Source organism: Comamonas piscis, from assembly GCF_014109725.1.
Lineage (GTDB): Bacteria > Pseudomonadota > Gammaproteobacteria > Burkholderiales > Burkholderiaceae_C > Comamonas > Comamonas piscis.
The window spans coordinates 508,113-526,363 of record NZ_CP058554.1; the positions used below are offsets into that span (position 1 = coordinate 508,113).

General features: G+C 65.6%; 18 protein-coding genes. 10 read left to right on the top strand and 8 right to left on the bottom strand.

What is annotated here, in order from left to right; genetic code table 11:
• The first annotated feature begins 8 nt into the window (after positions 1-8).
• Positions 9-479: a lysozyme inhibitor LprI family protein gene (locus HS961_RS02340; RefSeq protein WP_182326200.1), complete on the top strand. Its 471-nt coding sequence runs from the start codon at positions 9-11 to the stop codon at positions 477-479.
• A gap of 16 nt (positions 480-495) precedes the next feature.
• On the opposite strand, the gene HS961_RS02345 is transcribed toward HS961_RS02340, so the two are convergent.
• The 3 genes from HS961_RS02345 to HS961_RS02355 all read right to left on the bottom strand — a co-directional run bounded on the left by HS961_RS02345 (position 496) and on the right by HS961_RS02355 (position 3,586).
• Positions 496-1,338, bottom strand: coding sequence for a siderophore-interacting protein (locus HS961_RS02345; RefSeq protein ID WP_182326201.1), 843 nt, complete (start codon positions 1,336-1,338; stop codon positions 496-498).
• 335 nt (positions 1,339-1,673) lie between these two features.
• Complete coding sequence (locus HS961_RS02350; protein ID WP_182326202.1) at positions 1,674-2,279, bottom strand: glutathione S-transferase family protein; 606 nt, start codon at positions 2,277-2,279, stop codon at positions 1,674-1,676.
• Between the two features lie 68 nt (positions 2,280-2,347).
• On the bottom strand, positions 2,348-3,586 hold the full coding sequence (locus tag HS961_RS02355) for a CaiB/BaiF CoA transferase family protein (RefSeq protein ID WP_182326203.1): 1,239 nt from the start codon (positions 3,584-3,586) through the stop codon (positions 2,348-2,350).
• 175 nt (positions 3,587-3,761) lie between these two features.
• Here HS961_RS02355 and HS961_RS02360 point away from each other — a divergent pair, with 175 nt between their 5' ends.
• From HS961_RS02360 to HS961_RS02390, 7 genes are all read left to right on the top strand, one after another.
• Positions 3,762-4,730 carry a Bug family tripartite tricarboxylate transporter substrate binding protein gene (locus HS961_RS02360; RefSeq protein ID WP_182326204.1) on the top strand — a complete coding sequence of 323 codons (969 nt, stop codon included), beginning with the start codon at positions 3,762-3,764 and terminating at the stop codon, positions 4,728-4,730.
• Positions 4,731-4,735: 5 nt separating this feature from the next.
• Positions 4,736-5,803 carry a mandelate racemase/muconate lactonizing enzyme family protein gene (locus HS961_RS02365; protein ID WP_182326205.1) on the top strand — a complete coding sequence of 356 codons (1,068 nt, stop codon included), beginning with the start codon at positions 4,736-4,738 and terminating at the stop codon, positions 5,801-5,803.
• 84 nt (positions 5,804-5,887) lie between these two features.
• The gene (locus HS961_RS02370; protein ID WP_182326206.1) at positions 5,888-6,913 is read left to right on the top strand and encodes a Bug family tripartite tricarboxylate transporter substrate binding protein; all 1,026 of its coding nucleotides are present in this window, start codon (positions 5,888-5,890) and stop codon (positions 6,911-6,913) included.
• 4 nt (positions 6,914-6,917) lie between these two features.
• The gene (locus HS961_RS02375; RefSeq protein WP_182326207.1) at positions 6,918-7,772 is read left to right on the top strand and encodes an alpha/beta fold hydrolase; all 855 of its coding nucleotides are present in this window, start codon (positions 6,918-6,920) and stop codon (positions 7,770-7,772) included.
• Positions 7,773-7,805: 33 nt separating this feature from the next.
• A complete protein-coding gene (locus HS961_RS02380; protein ID WP_182326208.1) occupies positions 7,806-8,774 on the top strand; it encodes a LysR family transcriptional regulator in 969 nt (322 codons plus the stop codon).
• Between the two features lie 75 nt (positions 8,775-8,849).
• Positions 8,850-9,425, top strand: a complete 576-nt coding sequence (locus HS961_RS02385) for a carboxymuconolactone decarboxylase family protein (protein ID WP_182326209.1) — start codon at positions 8,850-8,852, stop codon at positions 9,423-9,425.
• Positions 9,422-10,237: an amidohydrolase family protein gene (locus tag HS961_RS02390; protein WP_182326210.1), complete on the top strand. Its 816-nt coding sequence runs from the start codon at positions 9,422-9,424 to the stop codon at positions 10,235-10,237. The genes HS961_RS02385 and HS961_RS02390 overlap by 4 nt, the downstream gene beginning before the upstream one ends.
• A gap of 40 nt (positions 10,238-10,277) precedes the next feature.
• Here HS961_RS02390 and HS961_RS02395 read toward each other — a convergent pair whose 3' ends face one another.
• Positions 10,278-11,063, bottom strand: coding sequence for an enoyl-CoA hydratase/isomerase family protein (locus HS961_RS02395; RefSeq protein ID WP_182326211.1), 786 nt, complete (start codon positions 11,061-11,063; stop codon positions 10,278-10,280).
• A 238-nt stretch (positions 11,064-11,301) separates the two neighbouring features.
• Between HS961_RS02395 and HS961_RS02400 the strand changes: the two genes are divergently transcribed.
• Entirely contained in the window at positions 11,302-12,285 is a 984-nt protein-coding gene (locus HS961_RS02400; protein WP_182326212.1) for a Bug family tripartite tricarboxylate transporter substrate binding protein, read from the top strand.
• A gap of 58 nt (positions 12,286-12,343) precedes the next feature.
• On the opposite strand, the gene HS961_RS02405 is transcribed toward HS961_RS02400, so the two are convergent.
• The 4 genes from HS961_RS02405 to HS961_RS02420 all read right to left on the bottom strand — a co-directional run bounded on the left by HS961_RS02405 (position 12,344) and on the right by HS961_RS02420 (position 17,735).
• Positions 12,344-14,059: an FAD-dependent oxidoreductase gene (locus HS961_RS02405; RefSeq protein ID WP_182326213.1), complete on the bottom strand. Its 1,716-nt coding sequence runs from the start codon at positions 14,057-14,059 to the stop codon at positions 12,344-12,346.
• A 42-nt stretch (positions 14,060-14,101) separates the two neighbouring features.
• The gene (locus tag HS961_RS02410) at positions 14,102-15,589 is read right to left on the bottom strand and encodes a polyamine aminopropyltransferase (protein WP_182328081.1); all 1,488 of its coding nucleotides are present in this window, start codon (positions 15,587-15,589) and stop codon (positions 14,102-14,104) included.
• 305 nt (positions 15,590-15,894) lie between these two features.
• Positions 15,895-16,113 (bottom strand): DUF350 domain-containing protein, encoded by a 219-nt coding sequence (locus HS961_RS02415; RefSeq protein WP_021027983.1) that lies wholly within the window; start codon positions 16,111-16,113, stop codon positions 15,895-15,897.
• A 68-nt stretch (positions 16,114-16,181) separates the two neighbouring features.
• A complete protein-coding gene (locus tag HS961_RS02420; RefSeq protein WP_182326214.1) occupies positions 16,182-17,735 on the bottom strand; it encodes a DUF4178 domain-containing protein in 1,554 nt (517 codons plus the stop codon).
• Between the two features lie 214 nt (positions 17,736-17,949).
• On the opposite strand from HS961_RS02420, the gene HS961_RS02425 reads away from it, so the two are divergent.
• Complete coding sequence (locus HS961_RS02425; RefSeq protein ID WP_182326215.1) at positions 17,950-18,210, top strand: DUF2061 domain-containing protein; 261 nt, start codon at positions 17,950-17,952, stop codon at positions 18,208-18,210.
• Positions 18,211-18,251 lie beyond the last annotated feature (41 nt).

The window sequence follows — 18,251 nt, forward strand, 5'->3', positions numbered from 1 at the left end:
GGATGTTCATGGTCTTCAACCACAGTCGCCAGCCCCGCTGGCTATGGATGCGCGCCGCTTGCCTGGGGGCTGCCATGTTGGTATCGACAGCCGCGATGGCCGTGGACAACCCCGATGCCCCTGACCGCCTGGCCGCATTTGAGCAGCGCATACAGCCGCTGGAGGCCGCCATCGGCAACCAGAACACGACGGCCGACATGCTGCGTGCCAGCAGCGCTTACGCCAAGCAGCTTGATGTGGAGCTGAACCAGACCTACCGCGAGCTGATGGCCAAGGTGGGTGCCACCGGCGCGCAAAAGCTGCGCGCCTCCCAGCGCAACTGGCTGAGCTTTATGACGACCGAAGCCGCCTTTATCGACGGCACCTGGAACGCCAAGGACTTTGGCAGCTCCTCCGCGCTGTCTCGCAGCGAGTACCGCAACAGCCTGACCAAGGCGCGCATCATCCAACTGCTGGACTACCTACGCTCCTATCCTTGAAGTAGTTCGTGTGCGGTCACTCTTCAATGACTTCATGCACGCCGGAGCTACCGCGCTTCCAGTAAGCCGCTGCCTTGGTCCATTTGGGGTGGGCGCCATGCTCGGCAATCAGCGCTGCACGCAGCGCCTTGGCGGCCGTCGATTCCAGCGCCACCCAGTTGTAGTAATCGCCAGCAGGCGCGTCAATCTGGCGCAAAGCCGCTAGCAGCCGCTGCGCATCGCCGGCCGGCTGGCCCTGGCGGTGTACCCAGTGCACCTGCAGATCGGCAGCGCTGTCCAGCGCTTGCTCGTCAGCCGCGTCATTCACTTCCACCACCACCACCGCCTGGGTGCCGGCAGGCAGCTCGCGCAGGCGGCGCGTGATTGCTGGCAGCGCCGCATCATCACCAATCAGCAAGTGCCCATCAAACGCCGTAGGCACGATAAAGGAGCCGCGCGGCCCCGCAATCCCCAGCACATGGCCGCTGGCCGCCTGCAGCGCCCAGGCCGTTGCCGGGCCGGCCTCATGCACCGCAAAGTCAATCGCCAAGGTCTGCGCCTGCGCATCGTAAGAGTGGGGCGTGTAGTCCCGCATCGCCTCGCGCATCGCCGGCGGCAGGCCTTCGCTGCCGGGCGGCGGCAGCTGCAGCGCGCCATTGGCATCCGGAAACAGCAGCTTCACATGGTCATCAAAGCCCAGGCTGCTGAAACCCGCCAGGTCAGCACCCTGCAAACGGATGCGCAGCATATGCGGCGTCAGCTGCTCCACCGATTCAACGGTGGTGCGGCGCAGCTTTATCTCATGGCGCGCCCGCTCAGGCGCACGCGCAGCCAACAGCTCGGGGGAAGGGGAAGTGGGAAGGCTCAGTTGCAAGGGCATGGTGTTCGATCCGTGTCTAAGATATATCTTTTATCTTAAATGAGAACCATTTCTGCGGCTAGGGCGGGGTGGCAATCCCTGGTTGGGGTGTGGCTATGGCGGGGGTAGGGTTGCGAAAGGGTGGGGGGTGTGCACAAAGATCATAGAGGGCCGGCAGTGAAGGGACCGTTCACCGGACGTGCCCATTGAATAGTACGGCCAGGCTTTGTGCTGGTTTTACTCAAACTTTGCGGCAAGCTTTGACGTGTAGAAACGGTAGAAGGCCTCAACCGGTGCTGAAGCCAGTGGCTGTAACGGTAAGCAATGCGCGAGAAGTCCCACGCACGGCTATACGTTCAGCCGTCCACCGGCTCGGTAGCCACCACGGATGGGCGTTGTTGCATCTTGGCGAACCATGCCGCCAACTGCGGTGCCTGTTCGCGCCAGCCCAACGTGTCGAAACGGTAGTCGATGTAGCCCAGCGCGCAGACCAAGGTCAGATGGCCGATGCCAAAGGCGCGCGCTTCCAGCGCCGGTACCTCGCCCTCCAGCAGATCCAGGCTGGCGCGGGTCTTGTGCTCGAACGCGGCCAACAGGGCCGCCAGCGGCACGGCGCGCTCGCGTTCGTTGCGCCACAGAATCAGCGCATCAAGCAGGCCGTCACCCAGCGCATGCCAGCGCAGCGCCACCCAGCGGGCGTCGCCTTCCCGAGGGAAGAGCGAGCCGTTGGCGAGACCGTCCAGGTATTCGCAGATGACGACCGAGTCAAACAGCGTCCGGCCGTCGTCCAGTATCAGCGTCGGGATCTTCGACAGCGGATTGTCCTGCATCAGGACGGCATTGGGCTTGAGCATTGCGGCCACCGAGCGGACCAGCTGCAGCTGCTGCGTCAGCTGCAGCTCATGGGCGCAGATCATCACTTTTCGGACATAGGGAGATTTGGGGGACCAGTGCAGTTGCATAGCAATCCAGGAAGAGAAAACAAAGGAGCGCACCGGCGCCGGCACGCATGGCGTTGACCAGTGCTGGGCTACAGCACTCCGCTGGCCAGCAGGCCATCGATGCGCTCGGCCGAATAGCCCAGCTCTTCCAGCACCTGGCGCGAGTGCTGTCCCAGCAGCGGCGGGGCCACCTGCTGCTGCAGCGGGGTCTCGGAAAAGCGCATCGGGCTCACCACCTGCGGCACCTGCACGCCGCTGGGATGTGCCACATATTGGAGCATGCCACGGGCCTTTACCTGCGGGTCTTCGAAGACGTCGGGCACCGAGTTGATGGCGCCGCAGGGCACACCCACGCCGTCAAGCGCCGCGATCAACTCGGCACGCGGGCGCTGCGCGAACGCATGGCGCAGCATGGCCGACAGGGCCGTGATGTTGCGCACGCGCTGGGCATTGGTGGCAAAGCGATCGTCCTGGGCCCACTCGGCCTGGCCCAGCACATCGCACAACTTGGCAAACTGGCCGTCGTTGCCGACCACCAGGATGGCATCGCCATCGGCGCAGGCGTACACGTCCTGCGGCTGGATATTGGGATGCGCGTTGCCATTGCGCTGGGGCGTCTTGCCAGACACCAGGTAGTTCATGGCCTGGTTAGCCAGCATCGCCACCTGCACATCCAGCATGGCGATGTCAATGGAGTCGCCCACGCCGCTTTGGTCGCGGCGGGCCACGGCCGCGAGCACCGCCACCGCGGTGTACATGCCGGTCATCAGGTCGACGATGGGCACACCGACCTTTTGCGGGCCACCGCCCGGTTGGCCGTCGCGCTCCCCCGTGACGCTCATCAGGCCCCCCATGGCCTGGATCAGGAAGTCATAGGCGGGCTGGTCGCGGCGCGGACCGGTCTGTCCAAACCCGGTGACCGAGCAGTAGATGAGCCGTGGATTGATCTTGCGCAGGCTGGCCTCGTCCAGGCCATAGCGCGCGAGCGTGCCGGCTTTGTAGTTCTCCAGCACGATGTCCGACTGCAGGGCCAGGTCGCGCACGATCTGTTGGCCTTCTGCAGTGTCCAGGCTCACGGTGATCGAGCGCTTGCCGCGGTTCACCGCCAGGTAGTAGCCGGCCTCCTTGGTGTCCTTGCCATCGGCATCCTTGAGGAAGGGCGGGCCCCAGGAGCGCGTGTCGTCACCAGCGCCCGGGCGCTCCACCTTGGTGACCGTGGCTCCCAGATCGGCCAGGATCTGCCCGGCCCAGGGCGCCGCAAGAATACGGCTCAGGTCCAGCACCCGCAGGTGCGACAACGGGCCAGAAGCCACTTTGGCATTGGTCATCAGAAAGACTCCAGTCAGCTATGCAATGTCTGGACTTTAGGCCCCCATCGGCAGGGTGCCTAGCCGTGGCGCGCGCAAGGCTGAGATGCTCCGAGGCACATAGCAGGCTTGCGATGCAAGGGTCTTACTTCGGTGGAAGGCTCTGCCTAGACTGGTGCAAAAGGAGACAACGACCATGCATAGACGTACTTTTGCCAGCCTCTTGGCGGCTATCGCCCCCCTGTTCGCAAGCGGCCACGCTTGGGCCGACAACTGGCCCACCAGGCCCCTGAAGCTCATCGTTCCCTATGCCGCCGGTGGCCCGACCGACGCCATCGCGCGCATGATCGGCACCAAGATGGCGGCCTCCTTGGGCCAGCCGGTGGTGGTCGACAACCGGGCGGGCGCGGGCGGCACCATTGGCGTCGATGCCACAGTCAAGTCGCCAGCGGACGGCCACCAATTTGCGCTGGTCGCGCCGGGCCCGCTGGCCGGCATGCCCAATCTGACGAAAGTACCGTACTCGCTCGACGATCTGGAGTTTCTCACGCTGGCGGCGCGCATACCGAGCGTGATCGTAGTGAACCGCAAGTCTGGCATCACCTCGCTGGAGCAGCTGATTGCCAAGGCCAAGGCTGCCCCCAATACCCTGAACTACAGCTCCGCCGGTGCGGGCACCACGCCGCATATCGGCTTTGAGCTGTTCAAGCGCGAGACGGGCGCAGCCATCGTGCATGTGCCCTACAAGGGCGCGGCGCCAGCCATCAGCGCCGTGCTGTCGGGCGAGGTACAGATGACCATGGTCGATCTGCTGCCCATCTTGCCCTTTGCCGCCAATGGCAACCTGGTGGTGCTGGCGGTCGCGGGCAAGACGCGCGCACCGCAGCTGCCTGATGTCCCGACCACGGTGGAGCTGGGGCTGCCGAATGTGCTGATGGAAACCACCTACGGGCTGATTGCGCCCAAGGGCATTCCTGCCGGTGTGCAGACCCAGCTGCGCGAAGCCGCCGTGGCGGCCATCAACTCGCCGGAGATGAAGGAGCGGTTTCTCAAGCAGGGCGCTATCGCTGCCACCTCGACGCCAGCGGAGTACCGCAGCTTGATGCAGGCCGAGTCTGATAAATGGCGCGGCGTGATCAGCAGCGCAAAGATCACGCTGGACTGATCGCGATGAAGATTACCCACGCCTTGGTCCGGCCCTGCATCCAGGGGCTGGCTGATCCGCAATGGAAGTTTGCTCGCGCGCAGGTGCCGCGTCTTGAAGCGGCGGTGTTGGAGCTGCAGGATGAGGACGGTCATATCGGCCTGGGCTATGTGCATGCGATTCCCGCGATCTCCACACACGGCGCCGGCGCGCTGGCGGCGCTGGAATTCCTCGCGCCACGGCTGCTGGGGCGGCGCGCCGATGACATCGCCTCCATCATGGAGGAGGTCGACGCCACACTGGCCTTCAACCCCACCGTGAAGGCCGGCATCGACATGGCCCTGCATGACCTGCTGGCTCGCCGCCTGGGCGTGCCGGTACATGTGCTGCTGGGCGGCAAGATGCGCGATGGCGTCGCGCTGTCGCGCATCCTTCCGATCAAGTCGCCTGACGAAATGGCGGCCATCGCGGCAAGGCTGGCGGGCGAAGGCTATTCCCAGCTCAAGCTCAAGCTGGCGGGCGATACGGTGACCGACATCCAGCGCATTGCCGCCGTGCGCGCGGCAGTGGGGCCCCATGTGGCGCTGACGCTCGACCCCAACCAGTCGTACCACGCCAAACAGCTGATCAGTGCGTTCTCCAAAATGGAGCGCTATGACATCGCGCTGATCGAGCAGCCCGTGCCTGCGGCCGATATCGCCGGGCTGGCGCTGCTGACGCGCACGCTTCCGGTGGCCATCGAGGCTGACGAGAGCGCACAGAGCGTGCGCGATGTGTTCAGGCTGGTGTCTGAACGCGTGGTGGATGTGATCAACCTCAAGGTCACCAACCTCGGCGGGCTGCGCCACTTCCTCGAAGCCGTGCGTATCTGCGAGGCCGGCCAGGTGGCCTGCCGCATCGGTGCCGCGTTCGGACCGGCGCTGATGCAGGCCATGGCCCTGCAGGCGGCATGCATTCCGAGGGCGCTGCCCTATGCCTGCGAGCTGTCGGAGCATCTGCATCTGCAGGATGACCCGTTCACGGCGCTGCCCGTGAAGAACGGCATTCTGACCCTGCCCGACGGGCCGGGTTGCGGTGTGGGCTGGCGTCGCTGAAGCCGGGCGGAGGGCCTCCGCCCCCGAGACGGTGGACCACCCATTGCGCGATGGCAGGATTTCAATAATGAGGAGACAGGCGCCATGACATTTCCCCCCCACCTGACTGCGCCTTCGCGCGCGGCAGCCGGCACAGGCCGGCGCACCTTGCTGCTGGCGCTGGCAGCGACCGTGCTGTGCGCCGCCCTGCCTTGCCTGGCCAGGGCCGAAGGCTTTCCTGATAAGCCGCTGCGGCTGGTCGTGCCCTTTCCGGCCGGTGGCGCTGCGGACATGATGGCGCGCGGTATGGCGCAGCGGCTGGGCACCGAGCTGGGACAGCAGGTGGTCGTGGACAACCGGGGTGGCGCTGGTGGCGTGACTGCGGCAGAGCAGGTGGCACGTGCGCCTGCCGATGGCTACACGCTGTTTTTTGCCACCATGGGAACGCAGGCCATCAATCCGGCGCTGTATGCCAAGCTGCGTTACGACCCGGTTAAGGACTTTGCGCCGGTGGCGTTGACGCACACCACCCCGCGGGTGCTGGTGGTGGGCGCAGCGGTGCCGGCGCGCACGGTCAAGGAGCTGATTGCGCTGGCAAAAAGCAAGCCCGGCGTGCTGACCTACGGCTCGGCCGGCAATGGCAGCTCCAGCCATCTGTCGGGTGCGCTCTTCGACGAGCTTGCCGGGGTGAAGATGGTGCATGTGCCCTACAAGGGTAGTGCGCCGCTGCTCACCGATGTGCTGGCGGGCCGGGTCGACATGACCTTTGACTCCTACACCGTTTACGAAGAACAGATCCGCAGCGGACGGGCCCGCGCGCTGGCCGTGACATCGCGTACCCGGCTCAGTTCGCTGCCCGACATCCCGACGCTGGCCGAGTCGGGGCTGGCCGGCTACGACGTCTCGAACTGGCTGGGCGTCGTGGCGCCGGCCGGAACCCCCCGTAGTGTGATCGACAAACTGAACGCCGCCCTGGTGCGAGCCATGGCAGCGCCCGAACTGCGCAAACAGCTCACCCAACTCGGCATCGAGCCCACCTCCAGCAGCCCGGAGGAGTTCGCCCAGCTGGTGCGCAGCGAGATCCCCAAGTGGCGCAGCATCGTCCAACAGTCCGGCGCGACGGTGGATTGACGCCATGGACACCATGACCCCAGCGGCAGTGTTGCGCCGCCGTGAGATGGTCTGCACCAGTGCGGGCGAGATCGATGTCGTGATCGACGCTCCCGAGAACGGTGCGGGCCCGGCCATCGTTTTGCTGCCGTCGTCGCAGCGCGATTCGCTGGATTTCGACCCCCTGGCGCAGCAGCTGGCGCTGCTCGGTCACCGCGTACTGCGACCCCAGCCGCGTGGCATGGGGCGCACCACGCTGCCCCTCGAGCCGCTCACACTGCACGGCCTTGCGCGAGATGTGATCGATACCGTTCAGGCACTGGGCGGTGGCAGCGCGGTGCTGGTCGGCCATGCGTTTGGCCATTTCATCGCACGCGTCGCCGACATGGACCACCCGCAATGCGTGCGCGGCGTGGTCGTGGCGGGGGCTGCCGCGCGCGTGTTTCCGGCAGGCATGGCGGAATCGCTGGACTTGGCCTCGGACTCCCGCCAGCCCGCTGCCCTGCGCATCGCCCATCTGCAGCGCGCCTTCTTCGCCCCGGGCAACGACCCCAAGGCCTGGCTCGAAGGCTGGCATCCCGAGTTGCGAGCGATCTACCGCGCGGCGGGCAGGGTGCCGCCGAAGGACCGCTGGTGGACGGTGGCGAACGCCCCAGTGCTGGACCTGCAAGGCGCTCAGGATCCCTGGCGCCCGCCGGAAAGCCGCGGCGAGCTGCAGGATCTGCTCGGCGCACAGCAGGTGACGGTGCAGGTGATCGACCAGGCCAGCCATGCACTGGTGGTGGAGCAACCCGTCGCGGTGGCTGCTGCTATCGCGCGCTGGATGGCCCTGCTGCCGGAGGGGGGCGGACGCAGCGCAGGCGCAGCACATGGGGTTTAATCAGCCATTGTCCTGAAGCCTCTTTCCTATTCAATGTGCAGCGCCAAAGCCACCACACTCCAGCTCGACATCGCCTCCAACCTGCACAAATGGCGCACGTTTTTGGCCATCGCCGAGCTGGGCAGCTTGACGCGGGCCGCGCTCTTTCTTGACAGCAACCAATCCCTGCTGAGCCGCCAACTGAATGCGCTGGAGCGCGACTGCGGCGCGCGGCTGTTCAACCGCACCGGGCGCGGCGTGACCCTGTCCGATGTGGGCGAACGCATCTTTCCCCATGTGAAGAACCTGCTGGCGGATGCCGAGCAGCTGGAGGTCGAGATCCGTGGCGAGGCGCGCGAGCCCGCCGGGCGTGTCACCGTGGGCTCGCTGCCGTCCATCTCCGGCCCCATTGTGGGGCGGCTGTTCCAGCAGATCCGGGCGCAGTTTCCTGGCATCCACCTGAAGATTCTCGAAGGCTCAAGTGGCCAGGTCGAGGAATGGCTGGCCGATGCGCGTGTGGATATCGCCATTCTCTACCGCTACAGTCATGCGGTGCCCGAGCAGGAGCAGGCGCTGGCCAGCGTGGAGAGCTTTCTGATCGGTCCGGCGGGCGATGCGCTGACTTCGGCGCCGGAAGTAGCCTTTTCCGCACTGCACGATCTGCCCTTCATCCTGCCCAGTGCGCCCAATGGCCTGCGTACGACCTTGGATGCGCTGGCGCGCCAGGAGCACATGAATCTGGTGCCTGTCATCGAAGCCGATTCGCTGCCGCTGATGCGCTCGCTGGTCGCGCAGGAGCGGCTCTACACCGTGTTGCCGATCCACGCTGTCTGGAACGAGGTGCAGGAGGGCAGCCTCAGCGCCGCGCGCATCGTCGATCCACCGCTGCAGCGCATCGTCTCCATGGTCTTTGCCCGGAACAAGGGCCCCGGCCGCGCGGCCTCGGCCGTGGCGCGGCAGATCGCGCAGATCGTCGATGAACAGGCGCGCGCTGGCATGTGGCGCTCCACGCTGCAGGCATAACAGCTTTGCCGGCTGCCGGGGGGTGAGCCGGCCAGCATGCATGGTGAAATCATGAGCTGCATACGAAGGAGACCCATGCCCCGCATTTCCCTACCCGCCCCAGAGCACATGTCGCCCGCTCAACGCCAGGTCTACGACAAGGTCGTGTCCGGTCCGCGCGGCAAGATCGAAGGTCCGCTGCGCGCGGCGCTGCACAACGCCGAGTTGGCCGACTGCTGGCAAGCCCTTGGTGCGCTGCTGCGTTACCGCACCAGCCTGACGCCTCGGCAGTCGGAGATCGCCATTCTGGTGACAGGCCGTGCCTGCCAGTCTCCGTTCGAGTGGTACGCGCACCGGCGTGAGTCGGAGAAGATCGGCATCGAGGCCGATATCCTCGAAGCCTTGCTGGCCCAGACGCCGCCACCGTTTCGCGCGCCGGAGGAGCAGCTGGTGTACCAGTTCGCACTGGAGCTCAACCAGCAGCGCTCGGTATCGGATGCGACCTACGCCGCGACGCTGGAGGTGTTTGGCGAGCGCGCCGTGGTGGAGCTGACGGCGCTGGTCGGCTACTACACCATGGTGGCGATGACGCTGAATGCCCACGAGATTCCGTTGCCCGAAGGCCAGCAGCCGGCCTTTCCCTTGCCGCAACACCAGGGAGATCGGCCATGAGCGATGCGATCATCCGGGGCTGGGACTGCCACGCCCACTTGTTCGGGCCCTACGCGCGCTATCCGCTGAACGGGGACCGCAGCTATACGCCGCCCGAAGCCCTGCAGGCCGACTATCTGGCGCTGTTGCAGCGCCTGGGCCTCTCGCACGGCGTGCTGGTGCAACCCAGTGCCTATGGAGAAGACCACGGCTTGCTGCTGGACACGCTGGCCGCCTTGCCCCAGCTGCGCGGCGTTGCCGTGCTGCGCCCCCATGCAGTGGAGCGCCTGCCCGGGCTGCGCGCCCGCGGCGTGCGCGCGGCGCGCTTCAGCCAACGCAGTGCCGGCGGCAACTTCGCCGGCAGCGCGTCGCTGCAGGATCTGGAAGACATGGCCGCTGCCTTGGCCAGCGAAGGACTGCATGCCGAGCTGTGGACCGATTGCCAGGTGCTGCCCGACATTGCACCGCGCCTGCGCCAGCTGCCGGTGCCGGTGGTCATCGACCACATGGGCGGTTTCGATGCCGCCGCTGGCGTGGACGCGCCTGGCTTTCGCCAACTGCTGTCCTTGCTGGAGGACGGCACGGTGTGGGTCAAGCTGTGCGCCTACCGCAATGTGATGGGCGATGCCGACCTGGAGCGCGCCCGGCCGTTTCATGACCGGATGCTGGAGGCCAACCCCGAACAGCTGGTCTGGGGCAGCGACTGGCCGCACCTGCGCGTGGTGCCCGAGCCCGATGCTGGGCTGCTGTTGGACACTTTCAAGCAGTGGTCCGGGAGCGATGCAGTGGCGCGCCAGGTGCTGCAGGACAACCCGACGCGACTCTACGACTGACGGGACGTGGCAGGGCGCGCGCCATGCGCGCCGCCTGCGCTCAACGCCCGGTGAACACCGGGGCGCGCTTTTCCTTGAACGCCAGCTGCGCCTCCTTGGCATCGTCGGTCTTGGCGATCTGCGCCGTCATGTCCTGTTCATAGCGGTAGCCATCGCGCAGGCTCATGTCCTCGACCACATTCATGGTGTGCTTGCCCATGCGTGTCGACACCGGGCTCTTGGAGGCGATGACGGCCGCCAGTTGCATCGCGGTGGGCATCAGTTCTTCAGGCGGGGTGCAGGCCAGAACGATGCCAAGGCGGTACAGCTCGACGCCTGGCATGCGGTAGCCCGTCAGCATCATGTGGCGCAGCTGGGTATGGTTGAACAGCCGCATCGCATGGCGACTGCCGCCGAGCAGACCCACATCCACCTCGGGCAGGCCCAGCGAGGCCTTGTCCGAGCACAGCAGCAGGTCGGAGGACGCAGCCATCGCCAGGCCCGATCCGAGCGCCACGCCATTGATCGCACAGATCACCGGCTTGGCGCATTCGCGGATCGCATGGAAACACTCGCGCGTGCGGCGTGAGTGTGCGAGCAGGTCACCGGGGCCCTTGATGACATCGGCCCGGCCCTTGAGGTCTGCACCTGCGCAGAACACTTTGCCCGCCCCGGTGAGTAGCACAACGCGGACCTCGTCCATCTCCGAGACCCGGTCCAGCGCCCAGGTCAGCTCGTCATTGAGCGTGCGCGTCAGCGCGTTCACCGGGGGGCTGTCGAGCGTCATCACGGCAATATGGTCGCTGACCTCTACCTTCAACTGCGTCAATTCGTTCCAGTCGCTCATGTCTCTTCTCTCGGTGATGGCAAAGAACCAGTCTATCCAATGGCCCCCGGTGGCAGCCAGCTCTGCAGCATCACTTCTGTTATGCGCATTGATGCGATGCAGGCACGGCCGCTATGTCTCGGAATGCATGCCAGCCTTGCCGCAGCTTGGCTGGGACAGGATTGTGCGGTGTGCCTACACTGGCAGTTGGGCGGGCTCGCCGTGCCCCGACAACGCATAAAAAATGGAGAGACATCAAATGCAACGCAAGCAATTCATCGCCGGACTCGCTCTGGCTGCCGTGGCCATGACCGCCGTGCACGCGGGCGAGGGCCCGGGTGGCTATCCGAGCAAGCCTATCCGTCTGGTGGTGCCTTTCCTGGCAGGCGGCGCCACCGACCAGATGGCACGCGGTATGGGCCAGAAGCTGGCTGAGGCGCTGGGCCAGCCGGTGATCGTGGACAACAGGGCCGGCGCGGGCGGCAGCATTGGTGCCGAGGCCGTTGCCAACGCCCCCAAGGATGGCTATACGCTGCTGTACTCGACGATGGGGGTGTTGACCATCAATCCCAGCCTGTATGCCAACCTCAAATACGATCCGGCCACCAGCTTTGCGCCGGTGGGCCTGACCCATGTCACCGCCAACCTGCTGGTGGTGAACCCGCAGGTGCCGGCAAAATCGGTGGCCGAACTGGTAGCACTGGCGCGGAAGAAACCGGGCGGGCTGAGCTTCAGCTCGGCGGGTAACGGCACCAGCAGCCACCTGTCGGGCGAGCTGTTCAAATCGATCGCTGGGGTGGACATACAGCATGTTCCCTACAAGGGCAGCTCGGCGGGGCTGCCCGACCTGCTGGCCGGGCGCATCGACATGACGTTCGACACCGCATCCCTCTTTGGCGAGTACATCCGGAGTGGCAAACTGCGGCCGCTGGCAGTAACGTCGCGTGCGCGCATGCCGGCGATGCCCGAGGTGCCGGCCATGGCCGAGACTGCCGGCTTCAAGGACTATGACGTCTCGCTATGGCTGGGTGTGCTGGCGCCGGCCGGGACCTCGCCGGAGATCGTGGCCTACCTCAACCGCAAGCTGGTCGAGGTGATGCGCGACCCGTCGATGGAAAGTTCGCTCAAGCCCTTCGGCATCCAGCCGCTGCACAGCAGCCCGCAGGAGTTCGCCAACGTCATCGACCAGGATCGCAAGAAATGGGCGGCGGTGGTTAAGTCGGCCAACGTCCAGGCGGATTGATCCGGACCGCAGCGCGCCAGGTCGGTGAACGCCGCTGGTCCTTGGGTTGAGACGCCCATTACCCGGCGTTCATACCCGCATACAACCCCCGTGTAAACGCCTCCTCAAACACCGAATACCCCGACCAGTCACTGTGCGCAAAATGCAGGCGCCCGGTGCTGGGGGTCGGCAGGGCTTGGAGGCGTTCGCCGTTGATCAGTGCTGGGTGCTGGGAGCTGCTGGCAGGTTGGCCGATGCGGCTCAGCACGGTCTGGGTGCCGGGGCGGGGGATGGCCATCGCGTGGCCGTAGCGCATGACCTCGACGTGGCTGGCTTTTTCGTAGATGTCGGCGTGTGCGCGGGCCAGGGTGGCCAGGGTTTGGTCGCGGGCAGCTTCCCAAGTTTGGGCCAGCAGTTGCTGGCGTGCGCTGCGGGCACTGGCGCCGGGTTGGTTGCCGCCCAGCGCGCGGTAGCAGGTGAGGACGGTGGGCAGTTGCTGCATCGCATTCAGGCGCTGGTGGCCGGCGTTGACGTAGCCCAGGCCGCCGTGGGCCACATCGTCATACAGCACATTGTCCCAGGCCAGTTCGGCGCCGGGGCGGTCGCGCAGCGGCGCGCGGATGTGGACGTTGGTGACTTGCCAGGGTGCCCAATCCAGCGCCTGCACGGCGGTGCGCAGAAAGTCGGGTGGGTCCTGCACCACATGGGCCGCGATGAAGGTGGGTAGCGCCACGATGCAGTGCGCGGCCTGCCAGCGCTCCATGCTTTGGTTGGCGTGGTTAAAGCTGTCGATCTCCACGCCTTGGCGCGTCTCAGCAATCCGCATGACGGTGTGGCCGCTGTGCAGCCAACCGGCAGCCTGCACCGGGGCCGCGAGCTGCTCGCTGAGCCAGCCATTGCCTTGCGGCCAGGTCAGCACGCTGTCATGCGCGTCGTCCGGCATGCCTGGAGCCTGAAAGCCGTGGCGGCTGGCAAAGTAGTGCAGGCCGGCCCAGGCCGATACCTGGGCGCAGCCGGCGCCAAAGTCGTCCTGGCAGGCATAGTCCAGGTACCAGCGCAGATGCGGGTCGTCCAACTGCTGCTGGGCCAGCCAGGTGTCAAAACGGATGGCATCCAGCGCCTGGTGGGCGGGGGCCAGGCCGCCTTGAGCCTGCCAGCTGCGCATGGTGGGCATGCTGAAGGGCTGGGCGCGCATGGCGCTGTCGACCAGCTGGGCAAAGCGCTGGTACTGGGCGATGGTGCTGGCGGCCACATCTTGCGTGGGTAGCAGGCCTTCCTGCCATTCGCCGTGGATAAAGAGGCGCTCCTGCGGGCTGAAGCACAGGTACTCTTCCTTGTACTGCCAGCGGCCGGCCACGCGCTGGCGCACGCCTAGCTCTTCGAGCAGGTCCTGCACCTCGGGGGCGCTGTCGCCGGGCACTGGCAGGTAGTGGGCGCCCAGGGGGCAACGCAGTCCTTGCACCGTGCCGCCACGGCTGTTGCCGCCGGCCTGGTCTTCCAGCTCCAGCAGGGCCACATCGCTGGTGCCTGCCAGGCGCAGGGCGCGTGCCGCCGATAGCGCCGCAATGCCGCCGCCGGCAATCAGCACCTGCACGCGGTGGGTGCGGCTGGGCGCGGGCAGCGGCAGGCCTTGTGCCAGGCGGTCGCGCATCGCATGGCCGCGCTCCCAGGCCTGGCCCACAAAGCTGCCTTGGATATGGGCGGCGCTGGTGCTGGGCGGTGCGGGCTTGCAGCCGGCCAGCGCGCTGCTGCCAGCCAGCGCGGCGGCGCCCTTCAGGACGGAACGGCGCTGCATGGCTGGGCGGTTCGCAGTGGGCAGGGGTGGTAGGCCATCATGTCAGTGCGCCACCTTGCCCCATTCGCGCTCATAGGTATGCACCAACACCTGGTTGGACAGGCGGTTCACCTCGGTCGGTACCCGCGCCATGTCGGGCGGGAAGTCAAACAACAGCGGCAGGCTGGGCAGGCTCAAAAAGCGCATGCCCTCGGGCAAGGTGGTGGGCAGGCTCCAGGGCCGGCGGCTGGCAATCACAAAGCCCCATTCGCCAAAGCTGGGCACATGGGCGTGGTAGGGCGTTGCCTGCATGCCCACCGATTCGACGGTGTTTACGACGGTCCAGAAACTCTCGCGTGCAATCAGCGGAGACGTGGTCTGGATCACCGCAAATCCGCTGGCGGCCAGGTGCTGGCTCAGCATCGCGTAGAAGCTGTTGGTGAACAGCTTGCCCACCGCAAAATTGGTCGGATCAGGGAAGTCCACGATGATCACATCGAAGACCTCGTCAGCCGTTTGTAGCCACTGGAAGGCATCGGCATTGATGATGCGCAGCTTGGGGTCGTTCAAGGCATTGCTGTTGAGCGCCTGCATGCTCGGCACGTTCTTGAACAGGTCGGTCATCTGCGGGTCCAGCTCGACCAGGGTCACCGATTCGACCGAGGGGTACTTCAGCACCTCGCGCACAGCCATGCCGTCGCCGCCGCCAAACACTGCCACCTTGCGCGGCGCGCCATAGCGGCTCATAACAGGGTGTACCAGCGCCTCGTGGTAGCGGTACTCATCGCTTTGCGCAAACTGCAGGTTGCCGTTCAGGTACAGGCGCGCGCCGCGCTTGCCCTGGGTCACCACAATGCGCTGGTAGGGCGTCGTGCGGGTCAGCACAATTGGTTCCTGGTAGAAGTGGTCCTCGGTCAGCGATGTCAGCCGTTCGGCACCCAGCAGCCCGCCCAGCAAGGCGGCAATCACCAGGCCGCAGGCCAGCACATGGCTGCCAAAGCGGCGCAGCTCTTCCTTGAAAAGAAACAGCGCCCACACTGCTACCAGCGCATTGAGCAGGCCAAACACCAGCCCGGTGCGGATGAGCCCCAGGTGCGGCACCAGCAGCAGCGGAAAGGCCAGTGACACCGCCAGCGCGCCCAGATAGTCAAAGGTCAGCACCTTGGAGACCAGATCGCGCAGCACCACATTGCGCTTGAGGATGCGCATGACCAGCGGTATCTCCAGCCCCACCAAGGTGCCCACCACCAGCACCGTGCCATACAGCATCCAGTGGAAGGCGCTGGGCACATAGGCGTTGACGATGGACAGCACGGCAGGCAAGGCCCCGCCCACCAGCGCCACCATCAGCTCGATACGCAAAAAATGCGCCGGCAGCTCGCGCACCAGGTAGCGCGACAGCCAGGAGCCGATGCCCATCGCAAACAGATAGGTGCCGATGATGGTGCTGAACTGCAGCACCGAATCGCCCAGCAGGTAGGACGCGAGTGCCGCTGCGGCCAGCTCGTACAGCAGCCCGCAGGCCGCCACCACAAACACGCTGAACAGCATGGCCACTTCCAGCGGGCTGGCGCGCCGCGCGGCCCCTGCGGGCTGGGCGGCATGGCCAAACTCCAGCGCGTCGTCCGCGCCCAGGGGGCCATCCGGGCTAGGGCTGGGGGATGCGTTAGCTGAAGGGTTGGCTGGTGTGGAGGGCGACACGGGCGAGAGCTGCAGAAGCCGTGCAGGGCGCGCAGGCGCCCGCAGTGGTGGCGGAATAGAGAAAAAAGACAGGGCGCCCACGCAAAGGCCAGGCGCCGTTATTTTGGCAAAGGGCGCCTGACAGCGTTGGCTGTCACCGCCCGCGCGCAATCAGCCTAGCCGATCGCTGCTGCCACGATGATGCTGATACCCAGGCTCATCGCCGCCACCACCACGCCCAGCGCGAGGTTCTGCTTTTCCACAATCTCGGCCCACATGTCCACGGGGGTGATCTTGTCGATGATCAGAAAGCACAGCCAGAAGACCACCACGCCCACCATGGCGAACAGGATGGAGCCAAAAAACGCCGCAGGGCGGAACCATTCCAAATCCATCACAACTCTCTCCTTCGTCAAAAGCGCGCCCGGGTTGGGCGATGCGCCGTGCTGTTGCCAGCCATTGTTTATTTGTGGCTGCCGCCGGAGCTGTAGCCACCCCATGAACCGCTGGACGACCGGCCGCCACTCGTGCCCGTGCCGGTACTGCACTTGCTCACATAGGTCGGGTCGGCGGTCAGTTTGCGCCGCTCCTGCGCAGTATCGCAGCCCTTGGGCCACATCCAGATGAGCAGAAAGAACAGCAGGAACAGGCCGATGATGACCGGCATGCAGCCCAGCTTGGGCACCGAAAAACTGCTGGTCTCGGGTTTGAACAGCGCCAGCTGGTCGCTCATGCCAAAGGCCGATGCCACCGACTCGGGCGTCATCTTGCGGCCCAAAGACCAGCTCAGCTCGCGCGCGCCTTGCTCCAGGTTCAGCAGCTGCGCGCCATCCTTGCCCCGGGCAAAGTCCACATTGTCGGTCTTGTCGCCCCGGGCCACCGGCCAGTAGAACTCGCCCAGCACATAGGTGGTCTCGGCGCGGTAGCGCGATTGCAGCTGGTAGGTCTGCTGCTTCCAGGTCGCCGTGCTGCGGCCTGCGCGGTAGTCGGGCGCGCCGGTCAGGGTCTTGACTAGGCTCCAGCCTTCGCTGCTGTTGACCAGGAACTGGAAGCCCTGCTGGCTGTGGTAGAGCAGGTACTCGTCCCAGCCAAAGTATTCGTCGTCATCGGGCTCGATGCCCACGCGGTGCTGAAAACCCACCAGCTGCCACTTGCTGCCGGCCAGGGTGGCGATCTTGCCCAGCGGCACCAGGGGCTTGACCGGGTCTTTCTGCATCGCGGCACGCAGCTCGCCGCCAATGCCTTGCGATACGTCGATGAGGGAGCCGCAGCTCGGGCAGGTCAGCGCTTGGGTGGTGTCCAGCTTGATATCGACCCGCGCCGCGCAGCGCGGGCAGTTGAAGTGCCGGCCCTGGTCCTTCTTGTTCGACGTGCCCTTCAGCCCTGCAATCTTGAGCGAGCCCAGCAGCACCGGCGCGCCCAGGTAGACGGCAGGCGGGTTCTCGCTGTAGTCGATGGACAGCACCTTGTCATCCTGGGTGCGCAGCTCCACCACGGTAAAGGGCTTGCCCAGCTCGGGCTGGTGCGGCATCTCGCCCTCGGCCGCCATCAGCTGGGCCAGCACCACGCTGGTCACGCTGTACTGCACGCCGCTAATGGCAATGCTCTGGCCCGGTTGCCAGCGGTCGGCCGCTGGCAGGTTTTTGGCGGGGGCCTGGCTGGCGCGGCTCAATACAAACTGGCCGTTATCCTCGCTGATGATGGCGGTCTCGCCGCTGTCACCCAGCGCCATCCACTCGTTCCAGCTGCCGGTCTCGCCCTTGTACTGCAGCCGGCCCACCAGCCGAAAGCCTTCGCTGCCCTTGGCGAACTGGCCGGTCTGGTTCAGCTTGAGCGGGCTGTAGTCGTTGAAGACCTCGGCCATCTTGCCGATGCGCTTCAAGATATCGCCATTGCGCACGATGGAGCTTTGGCAATACGGGCAGACCGCAAACACCGACTGGGCGCTGGCAAATTCCACAGGCGCACCGCAACCCGGGCAGGGTGCCGTATAGCTGCGTTGCTGGTCCGTCGTCATAGGTCGTCTGGCTTGTTATGAAGGTGTTATCACGTCGCCCGGTCGGCAACCGCACCGCATCATAGCGCAGCCCTTGGCGGGTGGGCCACCTGGCTGCGACTCCTCGCATTGCGCTGGCCTATGCCGTTTTTAGCGAGGATTCATTGGCTTTGTCCATTGCTAATAATTACCATTTACATAACCGCCATTGATGAATTGCAAGAAAGAGCCCGCCATGTCCTCCCTCCGCCGCAGCCTGCAGAACAACCGCCAAACCCTTAAAAAAACCGGTAGCTACTACCTGATCCACATCACGGTCGCTGCCATGGTGGCCTATGCCGTCACCGGCAACTTGATTGCCTCGCTCACCCTCAGCCTGTTAGAGCCCACGGTGCAGGCCTTTGCGTTTTTCTTCCATGAAAAGGCCTGGCAGCGCTGGAATGCGCGCTCGGCTGCTGCAGTAGCAATTGCGCCCGTAGCCGTAGCAGGCCGCTGACAGGCCCCCTGACAGCAGCGGCCGGATGTGCGACAGTAGCG